Origin of the sequence: Halomonas sp. BN3-1 (assembly GCF_003056325.1) — a bacterium.
Taxonomy (GTDB): Bacteria; Pseudomonadota; Gammaproteobacteria; order Pseudomonadales; family Halomonadaceae; genus Halomonas; species Halomonas litopenaei.
In genome coordinates this window covers 1-20088 of the sequence record NZ_PYVV01000020.1, presented here as the reverse complement: position 1 = coordinate 20088, position 20088 = coordinate 1, and the positions used below count along the sequence as shown (strand labels likewise).

Genomic DNA, 20088 nt, shown 5'->3' with positions numbered 1-20088 from the left:
TTGCGAAGACACTCTGGAGCCTGGTGGCCTCCCTCGCCACGGGCAATGGCGCGCGTCCGATCTGGACGCCTTTCGTCAGGATCCGGTCACGGCGAAGCTGCTGGGCATCGAGACCGTGCCGGCGAGAGGCCGCCTCGGCAAATACCTGGTACGCATGGGGACGGTCCACCTCGACGCGCTCCAGAGCATCGCTCGCTACTGGGCAAGGCACTTGGCGCCGCCGATCCTGGACTATCAGGTCAAGACCCTGAGCTATGTGCCAGTGTTCGTGGATGGCACCGCCATCGAAGTGGATGGCCAGTTGTTCGGGGAATCGCCTCATTACACGCGAGCTTGATCAGCGGGGAACAGCAGCCCCCCAGAAATTGAAGCCAGCGAACCTCGGGACCTTCGAAAGATAGCCCGTCTCCATCCGCTGGATACCGAAGCCTGCGTGCCCGATAAGCTCGGGTATGTCGCGGTTGAGATGGCAGCCCCCCGCCACTCTGCGCCACAGGGGATTGATACGGCGCTGCCACTGGCGTACGGCTTCGTCGGGCGCCGTGCCGTGTTCGCAGAACAGCAGTTGGCCACCCGGCTTGAGCACGCGACGCATCTGCTCCAACGCCCGGTGCCAGTCCGGAATCGTGCACAGGGTGTAGGTGAGCACTACGGTATCGACACTGTTGTCGTCGAGAGGGACCTCCTCGCCCGGCAGGTCCAGCCAGCGCACCTCGAACTGTGCGCTGGCGACGTTGTGGCGGGCCTTGCGTCGCATGCCTTCGGAAGGCTCGAGCCCCCAGACCAGCTCGACCCGGTCCGGATCGTAGTGGGGAATATTGAGCCCGGACCCCATACCCACCTCCAGAACACGGCCCCGGGCTTGCGGCACCACGGCCGCCCGCTGACGATCGACCACCGTGTTGCCACACGCCAGGTGGAGGAAATGCGGCAGAACACGATTCTCGTAGAAGGACATCTGTATCGTCATCCCGTGTGGTTGCCAGGTGATCGAAATACGGTGTGATCGAAACCAGACCGGTTCGTTATGCCACCACCTTGAAGTAGCGCATCATACCGGCATCCTCATGCTCCATGGTGTGGCAGTGGTACATGTAGAACCCCTCGAAGTCCTTGAAGGTCAGAGCGATGCGCACCCGTTCCTCCGGGAACACCAGCACCGTGTCATGCAATCCCGCGTCGATGATCCCATCGTGCAGGTCCGTCTTGCCGCCCGCCGATATCCGCTCCTGAACCAGGAATTGCAGTCCATGAACGTGCATGGGGTGCGGCATCATGGTGTTGTTGACGAACTCCCAGATCTCCGTCTGCGCCAGCCGGACGATCTCGTCATCTGCCACCGTCGCGCCCTCCATCTGCCGGCCGTTGATCGTGAACCCCTGCATCATGCGCATGCCCAGCTCGAAGCGGCGTACTGGCGTATCGGCCTGAACCGGGGAGGCCGGCAGGTCTTGAGCCAAGCGTTCCGGCAGGGTTTCCGCATCGTTCGCCCGTGCGACGACGGCGAAGGTAACTAGCGAGAGCCGCTCGCTTCCCATCATGTCGCGCATCATGCCTCGATCCATCATCTCGCCCATTCGATCACCCATCATCCCTCGATCCATCATGCCGCCCATTCGATCGCCCATCATGCCCCGGTCCATCATGTCGCCCATTCGCTCGCCCATCATGCCGAGTTGGTACTCCTCGCTCACCAGCTGTACGGACTCTCCCGGCTCGGTGTCGCCAAAATCGACCCACAGATCGATCCGTTGGGCCGGCGCCAGTGTGACCGAGCGGCGCCGCTCGGGCTTGGCGAGCAGGCCACCGTCGGTGCCGATGACGGTCACCGCCCGGCCATCGCTCCAGGCCAGCTTGTAGATGCGCGAGTTGGAGCCGTTGAGCAGGCGCAATCGATATGGCTGCGTGGACACCTCGCGTCGCGCGTCCGGGTGGCCGTTCACCAGTACCCGCTCCCCGCGAAAGCCCTGCATGCGGGTCATCATCGCCCCCATGCCACCATCGTCGATGTACTGAAGCTCATTGCCATTGCTAAAGGTGCGATCCTGCAGGATGAGGACCAGTTCCCGCTCTCCGTCGGGGAGCTCCAAGGCACGCTCGGCGTCGTCGTTGATGATCAGTGGACCGGCAAGGCCGGCGTAACTCTGAAAGCCAACCCGGCCACCATCGGGGCCGTGAGGATGGGGGTGGTACCAGTACAGACCGGCACGATCCACGACATCGAAGGCGACCGCCATGCTCGTCGCTGGCGCGATCGGCAGGCGCGGTTGACCATCCACGTCCGGTGGTACGTGCAGACCATGCCAATGCACGGTGGTGTCTTCGGGGAGATCGTTGTCGATGCGTACCCGCAAGCGCTGACCACGACGCAGGCGAATCAATGGCCCCGTATAACTCTCACCCACGGGCGTCAGGGTATCTTCAGGCCCGACGATTCGCTCGGCCGTGTAGCGCCAGACGTCGCTCGGCGCACCGGGCAGGATAGCCACCTTGTCGGGACGGGCTCGCACACGCAGGTCGACGTCGAAGGGCCCCTCCATGGCCGTTGACGCGGACGCCGCCCGCAGAGCGGGGCGATATCTCCCGGTCCATACCCCGGCCCCCACCAGGGTCGACAACGCCGCCACACCGCCGATGCGGCGCAATACGCTACGTCGCTGCAGGTCGACATAAGCCATGATGCTCCCCCTCCTCTATGGTTGTCGGCGGCCCCGGCTCATAGCTTGGCGGCGCGTAGCCGCAGTGCGTTGGCGATGACCGAGACCGAGCTCAGGCTCATCGCGGCGGCGGCGTAGATGGGACTGAGCAGCCAGCCGGTGAACGGAAACAGCGCCCCGGCGGCCAGAGGCACCCCCAGGCTGTTGTAGACGAAGGCGAAAAACAGGTTCTGGCGGATATTGCGCATCACCCGGCGACTGAGATGCCGGGAGCGAACAATGCCGGAGAGATCCCCTCTCACCAGAGTCACCCCCGCGCTCTGGATGGCGACATCGGTCCCCGTGCCCATGGCGATACCGAGGTCAGCCTCGGCCAGGGCGGGGGCGTCATTGACGCCGTCGCCGGCCATGGCGACCACGCGCCCGGCCTCGCGATGCTCGCGCACGATACGCCCTTTATCTTCCGGCAGTACGTCCGCTTCAATTTAGTCGATACCAAGTTGGCGCGCCACGGCTTCGGCGGTGGTACGGTTGTCGCCGGTGAGCATAACCAGGCGCAGGCCATCCTCTTTGAGCGTCCGGATCGCCTGTGCGGTGGTTTCCTTGATCGGGTCCGCGACACCGATGAGTCCCATGACCTGATCATCGGCCACCAGGAACATCACGGTTTGCCCTTCGGCTTGCAGCGTCTCGGCACGCTGCGTCCATTCCCGCGCCTCCACACCACGTGTTTCGAGCAGCCGGGCATTGCCAAGCGCAAGCTCGCGTCCTTCGACCCGACCGGTGACCCCCATGCCGGTCACCGCCTCGAAATCGCTGGCATCGCTCAGCTCGACATGATGCTCTTGCGCAGCACTGACAATGGCCTCGGCCAACGGATGTTCGCTGCCTCGCTCGAGGCTGCCGGCAAGTTGCAGCAACTGCGCTTCATCACTGCCGGAAACGGGCTTGAGGGATACGACCCGGGGTTTACCCTCTGTGAGGGTGCCGGTCTTGTCGACGACCAGGGTGTCGACTTTCTCGAAACGTTCCAGTGCCTCGGCATTCTTGATCAACACGCCCGCCCGGGCCCCGCGACCGACCCCAACCTGGATCGACATCGGCGTCGCCAAGCCGAGCGCACAGGGACACGCGATGATCAGCACCGATACCGCGGCGATCACCGCGTAGGCCATCGCCGGCGGTGGCCCCCAGATCCCTCAGGCAATAAATGCCAGGATCGCCACGATAACCACCGCGGGGACGAAATAGCCGGCGACCACATCGGCAAGCCGCTGAACGGGCGGCTGCGAACGCTGCGCTTCGGCCACCATTTCCGCGATCTGCGAAAGCACCGTGTCCTCGCCGACCTTGTCGGCGCGCATGACGAAGCTGCCCTGACCACTCACGGTGCCGCCGATGACCGTGTCGCCCTCGCGCTTCTCGACGGGAAGGGACTCCCCGGTCACCATCGACTCGTCCAGCGTGCTGTGGCCTTCGAGCACCTCGCCATCGACCGGCACCTTGTCACCGGGGCGTACCCGTAGACGGTCACCGGTACACAGCTCGTCGAGCGAGACCTCCTCGTCATTGCCCTCGGCATCGATGCGTCGTGCGGTCGGCGGCGCGAGATCGAGGATCGCGCGCAGCGCACTGCCGGTCTTCTCGCGGGCGCGGGCCTCGATCACTTGACCGAGCAGGATCAGCACGACGATCACCGCCGCCGCCTCGAAATACACGCCGACCGAGCCATCGGCGTCACGGAAAGTGGCCGGGAATATCCCAGGGGCGAGCGTGGCGACGACACTGTAGCCATAGGCCGCCCCCACACCGAGGGCGATCAGCGTGAACATGCTGAGGTTGCGTGTGACGAGGGACTTCCAGCCACGCAGGAAGAATGGCCATCCGGCCCATAGCACCACGGGCGTGGCAAAGATCAGTTCGATCCAGTGACCACTGCCGGCGGGCAGCACCTCATCCACCCAAGGGCCGATACCGGGCAGCACGCTGCCCATGGCGACGAACAACACCGGCAGCGTCAGCAGGCCGCCCACCCAGAAGCGTCGGAACATCTCGAGAAACTCGAAGCTGCGTTCCTCTCCGGAAACGCGGGTGAGCTCGAGTGCCATGCCACACTTGGGGCAGTCGCCGGGCTCATCCTGCCGCACCTCCGGATGCATGGGGCAGGTATACTGGACCCTCGACGACGGTTGCGGCTTGACGGGTTCCAGCGCCATGCCGCACTTGGGACACTCCCCCGGCTCCTCGCTCTCTACGCCAGAACACATGGGGCAGAAATAATTGGCCTTGCCACTGGGCTTCGACGCAGCCGCCGAGGTGGCGGCAAGCACGGCGCCTGGATCCTCGCGAAAGTGCTCGGCGCACTGCTTGCTACAGAAATAGTAACGCTCACCGCGATGCTCGACGCTCTCCGTCGAGGCGGGATCGACGCTCATGCCACAAACGGGGTCTTTTTCCATGAAGAACCCTCCATTGTACAAAAGGTTTCTGTTGCGTGGTCGGTGGCGTTTCTCCTCGCTGATATGAACAGGTTACACCTTGCCACCGCCGCCGACCCGACTATCCCAGTGTCGCCAGCGAGGGAAACCAGTCGACCATGATGCTGGAAAGCCGCGTCATGGTGCCCGAGACGATGGCGATGCCCATCAGGATAACGATCGTGCCGGCGACTGGGCGAGCATAGGCGCTCCACCTACCCAGACTTTGCCGATGCAGGGCGAATCGATTGATCAGCAGGGTGCTGGCGAGAAAAGGCAGCGCCAGGCCCGCCGAGTAGGCGCTGAGATAGAGCATGCCGGCCTGGGCACTGGCGGCGCTGGAGGTGGCCATCAGGATGGCGCCCAGGATGGGGCCGATACAGGGCGTCCAGCCGATGGCAAAGGAGATCCCGAACACCGTCGCCGACAGCGGGGAGCCACCCTGGACGTTCGGTGTGAACTGAAGGGTGCGCTGGAACAGCGGCAACCGGAACACACCGGTCATGAACAGGCCCAGCACGATCACCGCCGAGCCGGCGACCCAGTTGAATTCCTGGCGATACCCCCGCATCAGCTGGCCGATACCACTGGCGCCGAGTCCCAACAGGATGAACACGACGCTGAAGCCGAAGACGAAGAAGGCACTGAGGATCAATGCCTCCAGGCGTCTATCGGCCTTGCCGGCACTCCCGCCCGTGACCACCGACAGGTAGGCCGGCAACAGCGGCAAGGTGCAGGGCGAGAAGAAGGAAACCAACCCGCCGGCGAAGGCGCCAATCAGACCGATAGAAGAGAGAGATTCCAAGGCGTTACGCTTCCTGGGGGGGGCAAGGTGCTGGGCGCGAAGCAGCCTGGGGCCGGCCGCCTACTTCGGACATGGTTAGGCAGAGAATTCTAAGGGTTGCGCCTACCTCAAAGTCATCCATGAGTTAATGCCTTTTGATATAACGTAAAAGAATAGACTCCTTTCCTCGAAAGCCCTTGACCTTAAAGTTGACTTAAAGGTTATCGTGCGTAGTGCATCATCCGACACTTACCATAGATAAGGATAGTGAGATGACCCTACAGCTAGGGGAGATAGCTCCCGATTTCACGATCGAATCCACCGAAGGCACGCTTGGCTTTCATCAGTGGCTGGGCAAGGACTGGGCCGTACTGTTCTCGCACCCCGCCGATTATACGCCAGTCTGTACCACGGAACTTGGCGCGTTTGCCAGGCGAAAGGACGAGTTCGCCGCGCGTGGCGTCAAGCTGGTGGGGGTATCGGTCGACCCCCTCGCTTCTCACCACGACTGGGCGAAGGATATCGAGCAGACCCAGGGCGCGGCCCTGAACTATCCCCTACTGGCGGACGAAGACCAGGTGGTGGCGACGCTGTATGGAATGATCCACCCGAAAGCCGACCCCAAGGTGACGGTGCGTACCGTCTTCATTATCGATTCCGACAAGAAAATTCGCCTGACCTTGACCTATCCGCCCAGCACCGGGCGCAACGTCGACGAAATCCTGCGGGTCATCGACTCGCTTCAGCTAACCGACAAGCACAAGGTTGCAACGCCCGTCGACTGGCAAACCGGTGACGATGTCATCATCTTGCCATCGCTCACGGATGACGACGCCAGACAACACTTCCCCGACGGCTGGGATGCCAAGACACCCTATCTGCGGGTCGTGCGCCAACCGGACTAGTCGAAGTCACGACTCGTGACTCAGGCTGCCCGGCCCAGTCGGGCGGCTAGAAGCTCCGATTCACAGTGCGAGAGGTGAAGCCATGCAAACCCTCAGTATCGGTGAGCTTGCCGAACGTAGTGGGATCGCCAGTCAGGCGATCCGATATTACGAGAAAGAGAAGCTCATGCCCGCCCCCCCACGGACGGAAGCCAACTATCGGCGTTATCCCCTGGATGCCGTGGCCCGGTTGCAATTCATCGTCCATGCCAAGCAGTGGGGCTTTACGCTCGACGAGATCCGTGAGCTGTTGATCCTCCAGGATGCCAACGGCGACCGGGCACAGGCCAAGCGCATCGCCGGCGAGAAGCTGCACAAGATTCGCGAGCAGATCAAGCATCTCTCGCAAATCGAGGCTGTGCTGTCCAAAACGCTTGAAGAATGTACAGGCGAAGGACCGATGCAGGAAGGCTGCCCCATCGTCGACGCCATCGCCGATAGGGACGAATGAGCGGCCTCGTCGCTTCTGGCAGTGTAACGCAGGAGTCCCGAAGCGCGCACGCTGGGCTGATGAAGAACCAAGTTGGGGGAGACCGCAATGGCGGAAAACGTCGATATCGAGATTCGGGGCATGTCCTGTGCGTCCTGCGTCGGACGGGTTGAGCGGGCCCTCGGCCAGCAGCCGGGCGTGATTAACGCTCAGGTGAACCTGGCCACACAGAAGGCGGCGATCCAGATAGAGGGAGGCTCCACGACGGCCAGCCTGCTCGACGCTATCGTAACGGCGGGCTATCAGCCGGTGGTGGAGAGCCTCGAGATTCCCGTCGCCGGCATGAGCTGCGGATCCTGCGTCTCGCGGATAGAACGAGCGCTCGGCAAGCTGCCCGGCATGGTGGAGGTGAGTGTCAATCTCGCCACCCAGAAGGCCTTCGTCCGTTTCCTGCCGGGGACCGTATCGCTGGCACGCATTCAGCATGCCATCCGCGAGGCGGGCTATGAACCGCAGGAAACCGAGTCGCAGCAGCAGGCGGACGACGAGGATCGCGAGGGACGACAGCTTCTCCACCGGGTCATTCTCGCGGCAGTGCTCACCATCCCGGTGGTCATCATCGCCATGGGAAAAGTGATTCCCGACTTTGATGCGCTCTTGGCGAGTCTGATGCCGCATCGCGGCTGGATGGGCGTCGAGTGGCTGCTGACCACGCCCGTGCAGTTCTATGCCGGGGCGCGCTTCTATCGCGGTGGTTATGCCGAACTTCGACATCTCAACCCGGGCATGAACAGTCTGGTCATGATCGGCTCGAGCGCCGCCTACTTCTATTCGGTCGCCGCTCTGCTGGTACCCGGCTTTTTCCCGGCTGATACCGCCGTGAGCTACTTCGAGGCGGCGGCGGTGATCGTGACGCTGATCCTGTTGGGACGCTACTTCGAGCACATCGCCAAAGGCCGTACCTCCGAGGCGATCAAGAAGCTCCTGCAGTTGCAGGCGAAAACCGCCCGCGTCATCCGCGATGGCGAAGCGGTCGAGGTGCCGATCGAGGCCGTCGTGCCCGGCGATCGCATCCTGGCCCGCCCGGGCGAGCGTATCCCGGTGGATGGCATCGTTGAAGAAGGCCATTCCTTCGTCGACGAGTCGATGATCAGTGGCGAACCGGTACCGGTTGCCAAGCAGCAGGATGCCGAAGTCGTCGGCGGCACCATCAACAAGAACGGCGCGCTTACCTTCCGCGCCACTCGGGTCGGTGCCGACACCGTGCTGTCACAGATCGTCAAGATGGTGGAAGCGGCACAGGCCGAGAAACCCCCGATCCAGCAGTTGGCCGACAAGATCGCCGGTGTCTTCGTGCCCGTGGTCATCGCCATCGCCCTGATCACCTTCGGGGTGTGGTTCGCCGTCGGGCCGGCCCCGGCGCTGTCCTTCGCCTTCGTCACCACGGTGAGTGTGCTGCTGATCGCCTGCCCCTGCGCGATGGGCCTGGCCACCCCGACTGCGATCATGGTCAGTAGCGGCAAGGGGGCCGAGATGGGGGTGCTGTTTCGCAAGGGCGCGGCGCTCGAGACGCTGGCCAAGATGGATACCGTCGTGCTGGACAAGACCGGCACCCTGACTCAGGGTCGCCCCGAGCTGACCGACTTCGAAGTGATCGAGGGGCACGAGAATGAGGTGCTGCGACTGGTCGCGGCAGTGGAAGCCCAGAGCGAGCACCCCATCGCCGATGCCATCGTGCGCGGCGCCCAGGCGCGTGGACTCGAGCTGCCGGCCGTCAGCCATTTCAGCGCCGAGCCGGGCTACGGCATCGAAGCCGACGTCGCCGGTCACCGGCTTTACGTAGGGGCCGATCGCTACATGAACCGGCTCGGGATTGGGCTCGGCAAGGCGGAAGAGCGCGCCAAGGCGCTTGCCGAGGATGCCAAGAGCCCCCTCTATGCCGCGGTGGACGGCCGACTCGCCGCGGTCATCGCGGTGGCCGATCCGCTCAAGGAGGGCTCGGCCGAAGCCATTTCAGCACTCAAGGCGCTGGGGCTGGAAGTGGCGATGCTCACCGGCGACAACCGCGCCACCGCCGACGCCATCGCCCGACAGGTCGGCATTCAGCGCGTACTCGCCGAGGTGCTGCCTGACCAGAAGGCAGACGAGATCAAGCGACTACAGGCCGAGGGCGGTAAGGTCGCCTTCGTGGGCGACGGCATCAACGATGCACCGGCGTTGGCACAAGCCGACGTGGGCATCGCCATCGGCACCGGGACGGATATCGCCATCGAGGCCGGCGACGTAGTGCTGATGCGTGGCGACCTGAGGGGAATCGTCAATGCCGTGGCGCTCTCCAAGCGTACCCACCGGACCATCATCGGGAATTTCGTCTGGGCCTATGGCTACAACGTGGCGCTGATCCCCGTGGCGGCGGGCGTGCTCTATCCGTTCATCGGCGTATTGCTCAGCCCCATGCTGGCGGCAGCCGCCATGAGCGTCTCCAGCGTCTTCGTGTTGACCAACTCGTTGCGGCTACGCCGCTTCACGCCGGATATCGATGACGCTTCGCCGGTGACGGGCGGTGAACCCCAGGCGGTTCGGGCCCGCCAAGTCTGAGTAGCAAAATTTAATAGGAGACCAAGATGATGGGAAGCGAAGCATGCACGTGGGGGATGGCAGGGATGGGGCTCATTTCCATCCTGCTGATTATCGCGCTGGTGTTTGGCGTCGCCGCGCTCGCCAAGTATCTGTTCTTCGGAAAGAAGCGTGATAGCTGACAGCCCATCGCTACAAGCAGGCACGATTCCGGGGTTGATCAGAGAGCGACAAAGAGACCGTTCATGAAGAAAATCATCTATTCCACTTATTGCCTTGTTATTGCAGGGCTGTTCGGTCTCATTACGCTCCCCGCTCTGGCGAAGGAAACGGGGGACGATTCGCTTGAAGGCCACCAGGCCATTAGTACAGCCGCTACTGGAGCCCCCCTACCCGCATCGATTACGGCATTATTGGATCAAGGACTCAAATTCCATGGAACCTTTAATGCCCCTGGAGATATACAAGGTTATGCCTTGTCCTATGATAATGAGCCCGTGGCGGCTTATATTCCCTCCACTTCCGACCACGCCATCATCGGTACCTTAATTGATCCTCAGGGCAACGCTGTAATGGAACACCAACTTCAAGCTCTGGTGCTGGAACCGATGCTGGAAGCTACCTGGAGCGCGTTCGAGGACACTCGCTTCATTCCGGAAGGACCTGATAGTGCGTCACATATCGTGTATACGCTGACCGACCCCAATTGTCCCTACTGCAATGCGCTGTGGAAGAGCTCACGGTCTCTAATCGATCAAGGTGAGCTTCAGCTTCGTCATGTGCTGGTCGGCGTTCTGTCAGAGGATAGTCTCCGCAAGGCGGCCGCGATCCTTGAGTCGAATGCCCCAACCAAAGCCCTCGAAACCCATGAATTGAACTTCCGCAATGGCGGCATCAGTCCGGTAGTGCCGTCGGAGGAGAGTCGAGCGCTTCTTAGGCGGCATGCCCAGCTCATGCGCGAGGCCGGCGCCACGGGAACGCCGACCAGCTATTACCGCGATGATGAAGGTAATGTGCAGCGCATCAATGGTGCGGTGTCGACCGACCGGCTTCGCAACATATTAGGTGTCGAATGACGCGCCATAACGGCACAGGAGTGACATGAGATGTCACCTCACACAACTGAGATGAGTATGGCAAGTACGCTCGGTGTAAAACACAGGCTCATGTTGGGAGCTTCTGTGCTGATTGGCTTGGTGATCCTCTATTGGATCCTAATGGAGACCGGTGCCTTATCGACGCTCACCAATAAGCAGGCCCTGCGTGAGTGGGTTGGCCAGTTGGGGGTCTGGGGGCCATTGACCATTATCGCCATGATGATAGCGGCCATAGTCATGAGCCCGATACCCAGTGGGCCGATAGCCATGGTGGCCGGTGCGATCTACGGCCCTCTATGGGGGACGGCGTATGTGGTCATCGGTGCTGAGGCCGGCGCGTTGCTCGCCTTCGGCATCGCTCGCCTGCTCGGCTATGAGGTGATCCATCGCTGGTCGCGTACTAGTCCCATCCTCAACTGGCTGGGCAAAGAACACTCTCAGACGGGGTTGATGCTCGTCGTATTCGCATCGCGATTAGTGCCATTCATTTCGTTTGATGCCGTCAGCTACGCGGCGGGCCTTACACCACTGGCCTTCTGGCGATTCTTGATTGCCACGCTGGCTGGCGTACTTCCGACGGCGTACCTGATCGTCATGTTCGGCGAAGTCCTGATTACCGCCGACTCCCGCGTTCTCACGGTCGCGTTGATACTGCTCAGCGGTATCACGCTCCTGCCGCTCTTGGCGAAACTCGTTTGGGCCCTGCATCGAAAGCGACGGACTAGCTCCAATTGACGGCTGCCGATGCCGATTGCCTCGTCCCAAGAAATCACGCGACTCAAGACGGAATCACCATGCTCGTCAAAATCATTCCTGAACTCGGTCTCTTCGCGCTGATCATGGCGCTGGGCCTGGCGTTTATACAGGCGTTGGTTCCGTTAGCGGGTGTCACGCTCCGCCGCCCACTCTGGATGGCCTTCGCCGAGCCCATGGCATGGGGGCAGTTCGCCTTCTTGCTGGTGGCCTATGCCAGCCTGACCGCGAGCTTCCTGCTCGACGATTTCAGCGTGTCCTATGTGGCCAACAACTCCAACTCGATGCTGCCGTGGTATTACAAGCTCACGGCGGTGTGGGGGGGGCACGAAGGCTCGGTGCTGCTATGGAGCCTGATCCTCAGCGGCTGGGGCTTCGCCGTCAGCCTGTTCTCGCGGAACCTGCCGCGTGACATGCTGGCCCATGTCCTGGGGGTCATGGGCATGGTAAGCACCGGATTCTTGCTGTTCATCCTGATCACGTCGAGCCCTTTTGAACGTCTGCTGCCGGGAGTGCCTCAGGACGGCGCCGATCTCAACCCGCTGCTACAGGACGTCGGGCTGATCTTCCATCCCCCCATGCTCTATATGGGCTATGTGGGCTTCTCGGTAGCTTTCGCCTTTGCCATCGCTGCCTTGCTGGGAGGGCGGCTCGATGCCGCCTGGACACGCTGGGTGCGGCCCTGGACCAATATTGCCTGGGCCTTCCTCACCACGGGCATCGCGCTGGGTAGTTGGTGGGCCTACTACGAGCTGGGGTGGGGCGGCTGGTGGTTTTGGGACCCCGTGGAGAACGCTTCGTTCCTGCCTTGGCTGACCGGGACGGCGCTCATCCATTCGCTGGCAGTCACGGAAAAGCGTGGCACCTTCAAGAGCTGGACCGCCCTGCTGGCGATCTTTACCTTTTCGCTGTCGCTGCTGGGCACCTTCCTGGTGCGCTCCGGGGTGCTGACGTCGGTGCATGCCTTCGCCAATGACCCGTCACGGGGCATTTTCATTCTGGCACTGCTGGGGTTCACGGTGGGCGCTTCCTTGCTGATCTTTGCCCTGCGTGCGCCGCGGATGAGCGGCAATGTGGGCTTCGGCTGGTTGTCTCGTGATGCGCTGTTGCTGATCAACAATATCCTCTTGGTCGTCATGACCGTGACCGTTTTGCTGGGCACGGTCTATCCGCTGATTCTCGATGCCCTGGGGCTGGGCAAGATCAGCGTCGGCCCACCGTACTTCAATACGCTATTCGTGCCGCTGACCGTGCTGCTGTGTGCCTTCATGGGGCTAGGCCCCGTGGCGCGCTGGAAGCAGATGGCGGGGCGCGAGTTGATGCGCCGACTACTTCGGTCCGGCATCGCCGCGCTGATCATGGCGGCGGCGGTGCCGTTCCTCTACGGCGGAGAATGGAACGCCGCCGTGGCGCTGGGACTGGTCATGGCCCTGTGGGTCGTGCTGGCGTTGATCCGTGACCTGTTCGACAAGACCCGCCATGCCTCCTCCCCCCTGGCCGGCTTGCGCAAGCTGTCGCTGGCGCATTGGGGCATGGTAGTCGGCCATCTGGGCATGGCCATCACCATCGTGGGCGTGGCCATGGTGTCGAACTATGCCATCGAGCGTAACGTACGTCTTGCCGTGGGGGAGCGTGTCGAGATAGGCGGTTACAGCTTCACCATGACCGACCTGAGCGAGCGCCGCGGTCCCAATTTCCTGGCCGATACGGCAACCCTTGAGGTGGCACGTGATGGCCAGCATGTCACCACTCTACGGCCCGAGAAGCGATTGTATATTGCCCGCGGTCAGCCCATGACCGACGTCGCCCTGCGCCCTGGGCTGCTGAAGGACATTTACGTGGCGCTGGGCGAAGACTTGGATGACGGTGCCTGGGCCATGCGAATCCAGATCAAGCCGTTCGTACGCTGGCTCTGGCTGGGGGCGTTGTTGATGGCCACTGGCGGTCTGCTGGCGGTGGCGGACCGTCGCTATCAGCGTCAGCGCTCAGTGCCAGCTGACTCCACTCTCCTCCGTGAGGTCCATACATGAAACGGCGACTGTTACTGCTTTTCCCCTTGCTGGTTTTCCTGGGACTGGGTTTCTTTCTCTACCGAGGCTTGGCCATGGATCCCAGTGCCCGCAATTCGGCACTGCTGGCCCAGCAGTTTCCTGCCTTTTCCCTCTCGACACTGAAGGATCCCGGTGCCCGGGTCGATGAGTCGCTGTTGCACGGACAGGTCACGCTGGTCAATGTCTGGGCCGAGTGGTGCCCGACCTGCAAGGAGGAAATGCCCCAGCTGCTGACACTCGCCGAGCGCGGCGTGCGCTTGGTCGGCATTAACTACAAGGACACCCGCGTCAAGGGGCGGGAGTTTCTCGACGAGTTCGGTGACCCCTTCGAAGTCAATATCTTCGATCCGGATGGCGATCTGGGGTTCGAGCTCGGCGTCTACGGTGTGCCGGAGACCTTCCTCGTCGATGCCGAGGGCATCATTCGCTATAAGCACACGGGCTATATCACTCCCGAGGATGTCGAACGTGTCGTGCAGGAGGTGGCCAAATGGCGTTGAAGACCCGGGCCGGCCTGCTGTTGCTCTTGTTGATAACGTCGGTCCCTGTGCTGGCGGATTCGGCTATCGAGGTGCGTGACTTCGAGAGGCCAGTAATGGCCGAACGCTATCGTGATCTTACTGCCTCATTGCGCTGTCCCAAATGCGATGCCCAGGCCATCGACAGCTCCAACTCTCCGGTGGCTGCCGACATGCGCGAACGCGTCGCAGATTTGTTACGCGACGGGCGATCCGATAAAGAGATCCTCGATTACATGGTCGCGCGCTTCGGTGAGTTCGTGCTCTATAACCCGCGACTCGACGAGCGTACCTGGCTGCTGTGGGGACTGCCGGCCGCGCTGGTATTAATCGGCGGGCTGATCGTGGCGGTCTTCGTCCGCAAACGAAAGCATGTCCGGGTTCGAGCGCTCAGCGCCGAGGAGCGCGAGCGCCTCAACGCCCTGATTAACCGCGAGGGGAGCAAATGAATCTGCTCTGGTTGGGCATCGCCCTGGTACTGTTGCCTGCCCTGTGGCTCGTGATCCTGCCGCTGAGACGGACCCGCCCGCTGCACGATGCTCAGCAGGCCTTCGAAGCCAAGCAGCGCACCGATGCACAGAACGTGGCGGTCTATCGTCAGCGCCTGGCCTCGCTGGAAACGGCCCATGCACGCGGCGAGCTCGACACCGCGCGAGTCGAGGAGGGTCGGCTGGAGCTCGAACGCAGCCTGCTCGAGGATACCCAGGTACGCCGCCGCACACCGCTTGAGTCGCCCCAGGCCGGCCGACTATTGGTACCGCTGGTGATGGTGGCGTTGGTGGTGGCCAGTCTGCTCTGGTATCAACGGGAAGGCGCCGAGGGCGATCTGGCACTGTATGCCGTGCATCAGGAGGTGCGCAACTCGCCTGACGGCTCGCTGGCGATGCTGATCGAGCGGCTCGAGGAGCAGGCCAAGCGACAGCCGGACAATCCCAAGGTGTGGATGTCGCTGTTTCCTCTGTACCGGGACAGCAATCGGGGACGTGATGCCATCGCCGCGCTTGAGCGCCTGATTGAGCTGGAGGGTCGACAGCCTTCCCTGCTGGCGCAATTGGCACAGATCCAATTCTTCGTCGCCAATCGCTCGATGACCGAGGAGGTCCAGGCACTGGTCGACGAGACCCTAGACAAGGATCCGCGTCAGCCGACGGTGCTCGGCATGCTGGGCATCCATGCCTTCGATCGCGCCCGCTATGAAGAGGCTATCGATTACTGGCGACGCGCGATCGCCGGCTTCGACGACCCCGGCTCGGCGGCAGCGCTGCGGGAGGGCATTGCCGTGGCACAACAGCGCCTGGACGCCTCGTCCGACCAGGTCGATGCCCATCAAGCCGCGCAGGACGGCGCGTCGCTCGCGGTCAGGGTCGGCCTCGCCGAATCGCTCCGCGAGCGGGCCGCGCCGGGCGACACGGTGTTCGTCATCGCCCGCGACGTGGCTGGTGAATTGCCGCCACTGGCGGTGGAGCGGGTCACGGTTAGCGACCTGCCACTCAAAGTGACCTTGGGCGACAACGATGCCATGACACCCCGAGCGCGACTCTCCCAAGTCAATGAGGTGCGCCTGACGGTGCGCGTATCCGCATCGGGCGAAGTCACCCCGCAGCCAGGCGACCTGATCGGCGAGGCGGGACCGGTGACACTCGGCGAGCCGGACTCCCCGGTCGAAGTCACCATCGGCCGCGTCGTCGAGTAATGCAGACCTATCGCAACCTAATCCGGCAACATCCATTGTCTGCCAAAACATAAGGAAGACTCATGCTGCAGTATCCGCAGATTGATCCCGTGGCCATTTCCCTTGGTCCCGTGCAGATTCACTGGTATGGCCTGATGTATGTGGTCGGGCTGGCCGCCGCCTGGTGGCTAGGGCGTCGTCGAGCCCATCGCCTGGGTTTGAGTCACGATGATATCGGCGATCTGATTTTTTACGCTGCCGTGGGGATCATCTTGGGTGGCCGCCTGGGCTATGCGCTGTTCTATGGGCTCGACCAGTTGCTGGCCAACCCCTTGTGGCTCTTCAGGGTCTGGGACGGGGGCATGAGCTTCCATGGCGGCCTTGCCGGTGTGCTCATCGCCGCCCTGCTGTTTGCCCGCAAGCATCGCCTGGCTTTTTTCCAGCTGACCGATTTCATCGTCCCGCTGGTGCCGATCGGCCTGGGCGCCGGGCGCCTCGGCAACTTCATCAATCACGAGTTGCCGGGACGTATCAGTGACGTTCCCTGGGCCATGGTCTTCCCCCCCATGATGGGGCTGGGGCCGGAGCCGCGGCACCCTTCAGCGCTTTATGAGTTCGCCCTGGAAGGCGTGGTGCTGTTTGCCGTGCTATGGTGGCTGTCGCGCCGACCGCGCCAGCGGGGCCTCATCTCCGGGCTGTTCCTGGTGCTGTATGGCGCCTTCCGCTTCACCGTGGAGTTCGTGCGCCTGCCCGATCCTCACCTAGGGTTCGTCGCCTTCGGCTGGCTGACCATGGGGCAGCTGTTGACCCTGCCGATGCTCATCGCGGGGCTGGCTCTGGTTGTCTGGTCAATGCGTCAGCCAGTGGATAGGGCGAAAACGGCGACGGCCTCATGAACACGGCCTTCACCTTTCTGCTGGTGCTGCTGTTCGTCGCCACACCGGTAGCGGCCCGTGGAGAGTTTCCCGCGGGCAGTGGCAAGAGCTCCCCCTTCGGTACCTCGGCTCAACGGGAATTCCTGGCGACTAAAGAAGCCTTCCGGGCCAGCGCCTGGCGAGACGATAGGCGGCTCTACGTCGGTTTCGTCATTGCCGAGGACTATTACCTCCACCGCCATCGGTTTGCACTGGAAAGTCGCTCTCCGGGCGTCAGTTTCGGTGAGCTGGCAATTCCCCCCGGCGAACCCATGGTGCACGCGTCTCTGGGGGAAATCGAGGTGTTCTATGACCAGGTGGTATTCAGTGCGCCCATCGAGGCGAGCGACACCGCTGCCGAGCCGCTGGCCATCACGGTGACCTTTCAGGGGTGTTCCGACCTGGGACTCTGCTATCCGCCCGAGCTGGTCGAGCTCGACGCGCTGTACGGTTCCCCCTCCGGCAGCCTTCGATTCTCCTCCTCGTGATACTGGGAATAGCGAAGAAGGAGCGCCTTGATTGGATCCCACCGACCTCAGCCTGCCGCCGCTGGCGGCGGCCTTCGTCTTCGGCCTGCTCGGAGGGGCGCACTGCATCGGCATGTGTGGCGGGATCATGAGTGCCCTGACCTTTGCCGTGCCCTCCAGCATGCGGCAGCCGGGACGCCTGGCCGGCCTGCTGCTCGGCTACAACCTGGGCCGCATCAGCAGTTACATGATCGCCGGCGCTCTGGTGGCGCTACTCGGCTCCGTGCTCAATCATGCCCTGGACGGCATCGCCCTGGTGCTGCGTATCCTGGCGGCGGTCATGCTGATTCTGATGGCGCTGTATATCGCCAACTGGTGGAAGGGGTTGCTACGTATCGAAGCCCTGGGTCGCTCCCTGTGGTGGCGTATCGAACCGCTAGGTCGAGGCTTGATGCCCGTCGTGAAGGTACCCCAGGCCTTCGCGCTGGGCTCGATCTGGGGCTGGATGCCCTGCGGGCTGATCTATTCAATGCTGGCCTGGAGTCTGGCCGTAGCCGAGCCGCTACGCGCCGCGGCGATGATGGGGGCCTTCGGGCTTGGCACCCTCCCCGTCGTCCTGGCGACCGGTATGGCTGCCCGGCGCATCTCGCTATGGATTCGCCATCCAGCGACCCGCACGCTGGCGGCGTTGCTGATCATCGCGTTTGCCGTCTGGCAACTCTGGCATCTGCACTCCATGACCGGCATGGACGATATGGCCAGCATGGCGCCGTCGCATCACTAATGGCAACCGCACGGGCCATCCGTCACGATAGCCGGTTGTGCCGATCCCAGCGATTCGATCAGTTGCTTCAGGCTAGGGGCCTCGGAACCATCATCATGGTCGATGCTTTCCAACCATCGCGCTATCGCCTGGAGTTCATGGATCCGCGAGCGAATGTAGCGCCCTTGTTCAGCCAGGGGAGCGTACGTATCGCTAACCGGAGGCATGTCGTGCTCCGCCCAGGTCAATATCTGCTTGATGTCTGGGAGACCGACTCCCAAAGAGCGAAGGCAATTAATGAGACGCAGGCGACCCAGTGCCTTCTCGTCATAGAGTTGATAGCCGTTGCGCGAGTCCCGTTGCGGTCGTAACAACCCCTCACGGGTGTAGTGGCGTACCGTTTCCGCAGTGACCCCACCAGCCCGAGCCAGTTCAGTGACTCGCATTGTCTTTTCCTCACCTGCCCGTTTTCAGACAGCCTACAACCGTGAGGCCGCCCAAAGGTCAAGGTATGGCTGTAGCGTTCAACTGGTGGCCTGCTGCATAAAGCGGGAACGCAAAAAATAAAGTCTTGACCTTGAAGTTGGCTTTAAGGATATCTTTCCAGCAAGCAGCGCTGCTGCCAGGTAGAAATCCAAGCCAGGCCTTCTATCAGCCTTGCTGGTGGAAAGGTGATTCCCAGAAAGATTGAGGAGAAGTGTCATGCGGAAACGTCACACAGCAATCTTGACTGCCGCCATCATCGTCGCCAGCAGCTTCGGAGCCGGCTCGCTTCTTGCGCAGGAAGAGAATCAGCAGACGCCAATGGAGGGCGACATGATGCAGGAGGGCAGCATGCACGACATGATGGGAATGATGCGTGAAATGAATACCATGATGAAAAACTGCAATGCCATGATGGAAAATATGCAACAAGGCCATGAAACCGACAGCAACACCTGAAGTGGCACTGGCCGGGGCTGCTCCGCATAGGAGCAGCCTTCGTTAGAACTGGGTAACGCGAAGGGAGGACGGTACGTGAAAAAGAGCTGTATACACCACTACTCGTCTTGGCATTGATGCCCAGTTCTCCTGTCTTTTCCCATTCCCTCGAAGATACCGAGGAAGAGCTGCAAGAGTGGGAACGTTACGCCCAATTCATCGACCAGCCATCGCCGGAATTTTCGTTGAATAATACAGACAGCAATGGCGTGTCGTCTTCCGACTTGGAACAAAGCGTCGTGGTGCTCAATATCATCCACTCGCGCTATCAAGAAGCCTGCCCGGTGCATATGAACCTGATTGCCGAGGTGCAAGAGCGAGTCAACGATACCGGCCTACGAGATGATGTTGAATTTATCACCATCGCTACCGACAGCGAGGACTTTGCCGGCACGCACAACAACATGCGGGCCTACGGTGAAAATTTCGATATGGACCCCGCCAACTGGCGGTTTCTTTATCGAAGCGAAAATGAGTTTGTCGACACCACACGCCAGGTCGCGGAAGCCTACGGTCTGAAATTCGACGATGTGGCCGAGGGCGTCCAGGCGCATGGCGTTGTGACTCATGTCATCGACCAATCAGGACGGATACGGGCCCGCTTTCATGGGCTCAAATTCGATCCGGAGCACCTAGTTTACTATGTAAAGGTGTTGGCAGAAGGACCAGAGACATTATCCACCGGTGTGTGGGATCGCATTCGCCATACTGTCGTCAACACCTTCGATTAATGCCGCGAGAGTATAGCCGGCCTAGCTGCCGAACGTTCTCGTGAACTCTATGGAGCCTTAGCGTATGAAACACTGGAAAGCGCTGACCATCGCTTCTCTATTGACCTTCCCCCTGACAGGGTTGGCAGCCGAGACGTCGGCAACCCGGCGGTCTCAACCTACAAGCGCAACACTATTGGAGTGCCGGAGATCCGGGCACTGACTTCTGGAGAACCTCCGCGTATACCTCCAGAGGCGTCTTGGCGTTCAACGTCTCTCTAGGCCTGGTATTG

Annotated in this window: 20 protein-coding genes and 1 pseudogene; 16 read left to right on the top strand and 5 right to left on the bottom strand. The window is 61.9% G+C overall.

Features of this window, described 5'->3' with window-relative positions:
• The first annotated feature begins 115 nt into the window (after positions 1 to 115).
• Complete coding sequence (locus C9F12_RS20840; RefSeq protein WP_108131996.1) at positions 116 to 337, top strand: hypothetical protein; 222 nt, start codon at positions 116 to 118, stop codon at positions 335 to 337.
• Here C9F12_RS20840 and C9F12_RS20835 read toward each other — a convergent pair whose 3' ends face one another.
• From C9F12_RS20835 to C9F12_RS20815, 4 genes and pseudogenes are all read right to left on the bottom strand, one after another.
• Entirely contained in the window at positions 338 to 958 is a 621-nt protein-coding gene (locus C9F12_RS20835; protein ID WP_045991692.1) for a class I SAM-dependent methyltransferase, read from the bottom strand.
• A 67-nt stretch (positions 959 to 1025) separates the two neighbouring features.
• Entirely contained in the window at positions 1026 to 2678 is a 1653-nt protein-coding gene (locus C9F12_RS20830; RefSeq protein ID WP_035470148.1) for a multicopper oxidase domain-containing protein, read from the bottom strand.
• Positions 2679 to 2716: 38 nt separating this feature from the next.
• A pseudogene (locus tag C9F12_RS20825) lies at positions 2717 to 5116 on the bottom strand (heavy metal translocating P-type ATPase).
• Between the two features lie 100 nt (positions 5117 to 5216).
• Positions 5217 to 5939 (bottom strand): cytochrome c biogenesis CcdA family protein, encoded by a 723-nt coding sequence (locus C9F12_RS20815; protein WP_045991691.1) that lies wholly within the window; start codon positions 5937 to 5939, stop codon positions 5217 to 5219.
• 251 nt (positions 5940 to 6190) lie between these two features.
• On the opposite strand from C9F12_RS20815, the gene C9F12_RS20810 reads away from it, so the two are divergent.
• From C9F12_RS20810 to C9F12_RS20755, 13 genes are all read left to right on the top strand, one after another.
• Positions 6191 to 6823, top strand: a complete 633-nt coding sequence (locus C9F12_RS20810) for a peroxiredoxin (RefSeq protein WP_045991690.1) — start codon at positions 6191 to 6193, stop codon at positions 6821 to 6823.
• An 82-nt stretch (positions 6824 to 6905) separates the two neighbouring features.
• Complete coding sequence (locus C9F12_RS20805; protein ID WP_045991689.1) at positions 6906 to 7313, top strand: heavy metal-responsive transcriptional regulator; 408 nt, start codon at positions 6906 to 6908, stop codon at positions 7311 to 7313.
• Between the two features lie 87 nt (positions 7314 to 7400).
• Positions 7401 to 9890, top strand: coding sequence for a heavy metal translocating P-type ATPase (locus C9F12_RS20800; RefSeq protein WP_108450081.1), 2490 nt, complete (start codon positions 7401 to 7403; stop codon positions 9888 to 9890).
• Positions 9891 to 9916: 26 nt separating this feature from the next.
• Positions 9917 to 10051 (top strand): hypothetical protein, encoded by a 135-nt coding sequence (locus C9F12_RS23070; protein ID WP_275886765.1) that lies wholly within the window; start codon positions 9917 to 9919, stop codon positions 10049 to 10051.
• 63 nt (positions 10052 to 10114) lie between these two features.
• Positions 10115 to 10945 carry a thiol:disulfide interchange protein DsbG gene (dsbG, locus tag C9F12_RS20795; RefSeq protein WP_108450080.1) on the top strand — a complete coding sequence of 277 codons (831 nt, stop codon included), beginning with the start codon at positions 10115 to 10117 and terminating at the stop codon, positions 10943 to 10945.
• 57 nt (positions 10946 to 11002) lie between these two features.
• Positions 11003 to 11701, top strand: a complete 699-nt coding sequence (locus C9F12_RS20790) for a TVP38/TMEM64 family protein (protein ID WP_108450099.1) — start codon at positions 11003 to 11005, stop codon at positions 11699 to 11701.
• A 59-nt stretch (positions 11702 to 11760) separates the two neighbouring features.
• Positions 11761 to 13749, top strand: a complete 1989-nt coding sequence (locus C9F12_RS20785) for a heme lyase CcmF/NrfE family subunit (protein WP_108450079.1) — start codon at positions 11761 to 11763, stop codon at positions 13747 to 13749.
• A complete protein-coding gene (locus C9F12_RS20780; RefSeq protein WP_108450078.1) occupies positions 13746 to 14270 on the top strand; it encodes a DsbE family thiol:disulfide interchange protein in 525 nt (174 codons plus the stop codon). Before C9F12_RS20785 ends, C9F12_RS20780 begins: the two co-directional genes overlap by 4 nt.
• Positions 14261 to 14737, top strand: coding sequence for a cytochrome c-type biogenesis protein (locus tag C9F12_RS20775; protein WP_108450077.1), 477 nt, complete (start codon positions 14261 to 14263; stop codon positions 14735 to 14737). The genes C9F12_RS20780 and C9F12_RS20775 overlap by 10 nt, the downstream gene beginning before the upstream one ends.
• Complete coding sequence (gene ccmI / locus C9F12_RS20770; RefSeq protein WP_108450076.1) at positions 14734 to 15981, top strand: c-type cytochrome biogenesis protein CcmI; 1248 nt, start codon at positions 14734 to 14736, stop codon at positions 15979 to 15981. The genes C9F12_RS20775 and ccmI overlap by 4 nt, the downstream gene beginning before the upstream one ends.
• A gap of 62 nt (positions 15982 to 16043) precedes the next feature.
• Positions 16044 to 16856: a prolipoprotein diacylglyceryl transferase gene (gene lgt, locus C9F12_RS20765; RefSeq protein WP_108450075.1), complete on the top strand. Its 813-nt coding sequence runs from the start codon at positions 16044 to 16046 to the stop codon at positions 16854 to 16856.
• Positions 16853 to 17362, top strand: coding sequence for a protein-disulfide reductase DsbD N-terminal domain-containing protein (locus tag C9F12_RS20760; protein WP_240184315.1), 510 nt, complete (start codon positions 16853 to 16855; stop codon positions 17360 to 17362). Before lgt ends, C9F12_RS20760 begins: the two co-directional genes overlap by 4 nt.
• 31 nt (positions 17363 to 17393) lie before the next feature.
• Positions 17394 to 18125: a sulfite exporter TauE/SafE family protein gene (locus C9F12_RS20755; protein ID WP_108450074.1), complete on the top strand. Its 732-nt coding sequence runs from the start codon at positions 17394 to 17396 to the stop codon at positions 18123 to 18125.
• Here the strand turns inward: C9F12_RS20755 and C9F12_RS20750 are convergent.
• Positions 18122 to 18550: a MerR family transcriptional regulator gene (locus C9F12_RS20750; RefSeq protein ID WP_083970235.1), complete on the bottom strand. Its 429-nt coding sequence runs from the start codon at positions 18548 to 18550 to the stop codon at positions 18122 to 18124. The genes C9F12_RS20755 and C9F12_RS20750 overlap by 4 nt on opposite strands.
• Before the next feature lie 256 nt (positions 18551 to 18806).
• On the opposite strand from C9F12_RS20750, the gene C9F12_RS20745 reads away from it, so the two are divergent.
• Entirely contained in the window at positions 18807 to 19046 is a 240-nt protein-coding gene (locus C9F12_RS20745) for a hypothetical protein (RefSeq protein ID WP_045991679.1), read from the top strand.
• A 116-nt stretch (positions 19047 to 19162) separates the two neighbouring features.
• A complete protein-coding gene (locus C9F12_RS20740) occupies positions 19163 to 19816 on the top strand; it encodes a redoxin domain-containing protein (protein ID WP_108450073.1) in 654 nt (217 codons plus the stop codon).
• Positions 19817 to 20088: the final 272 nt, after the last annotated feature.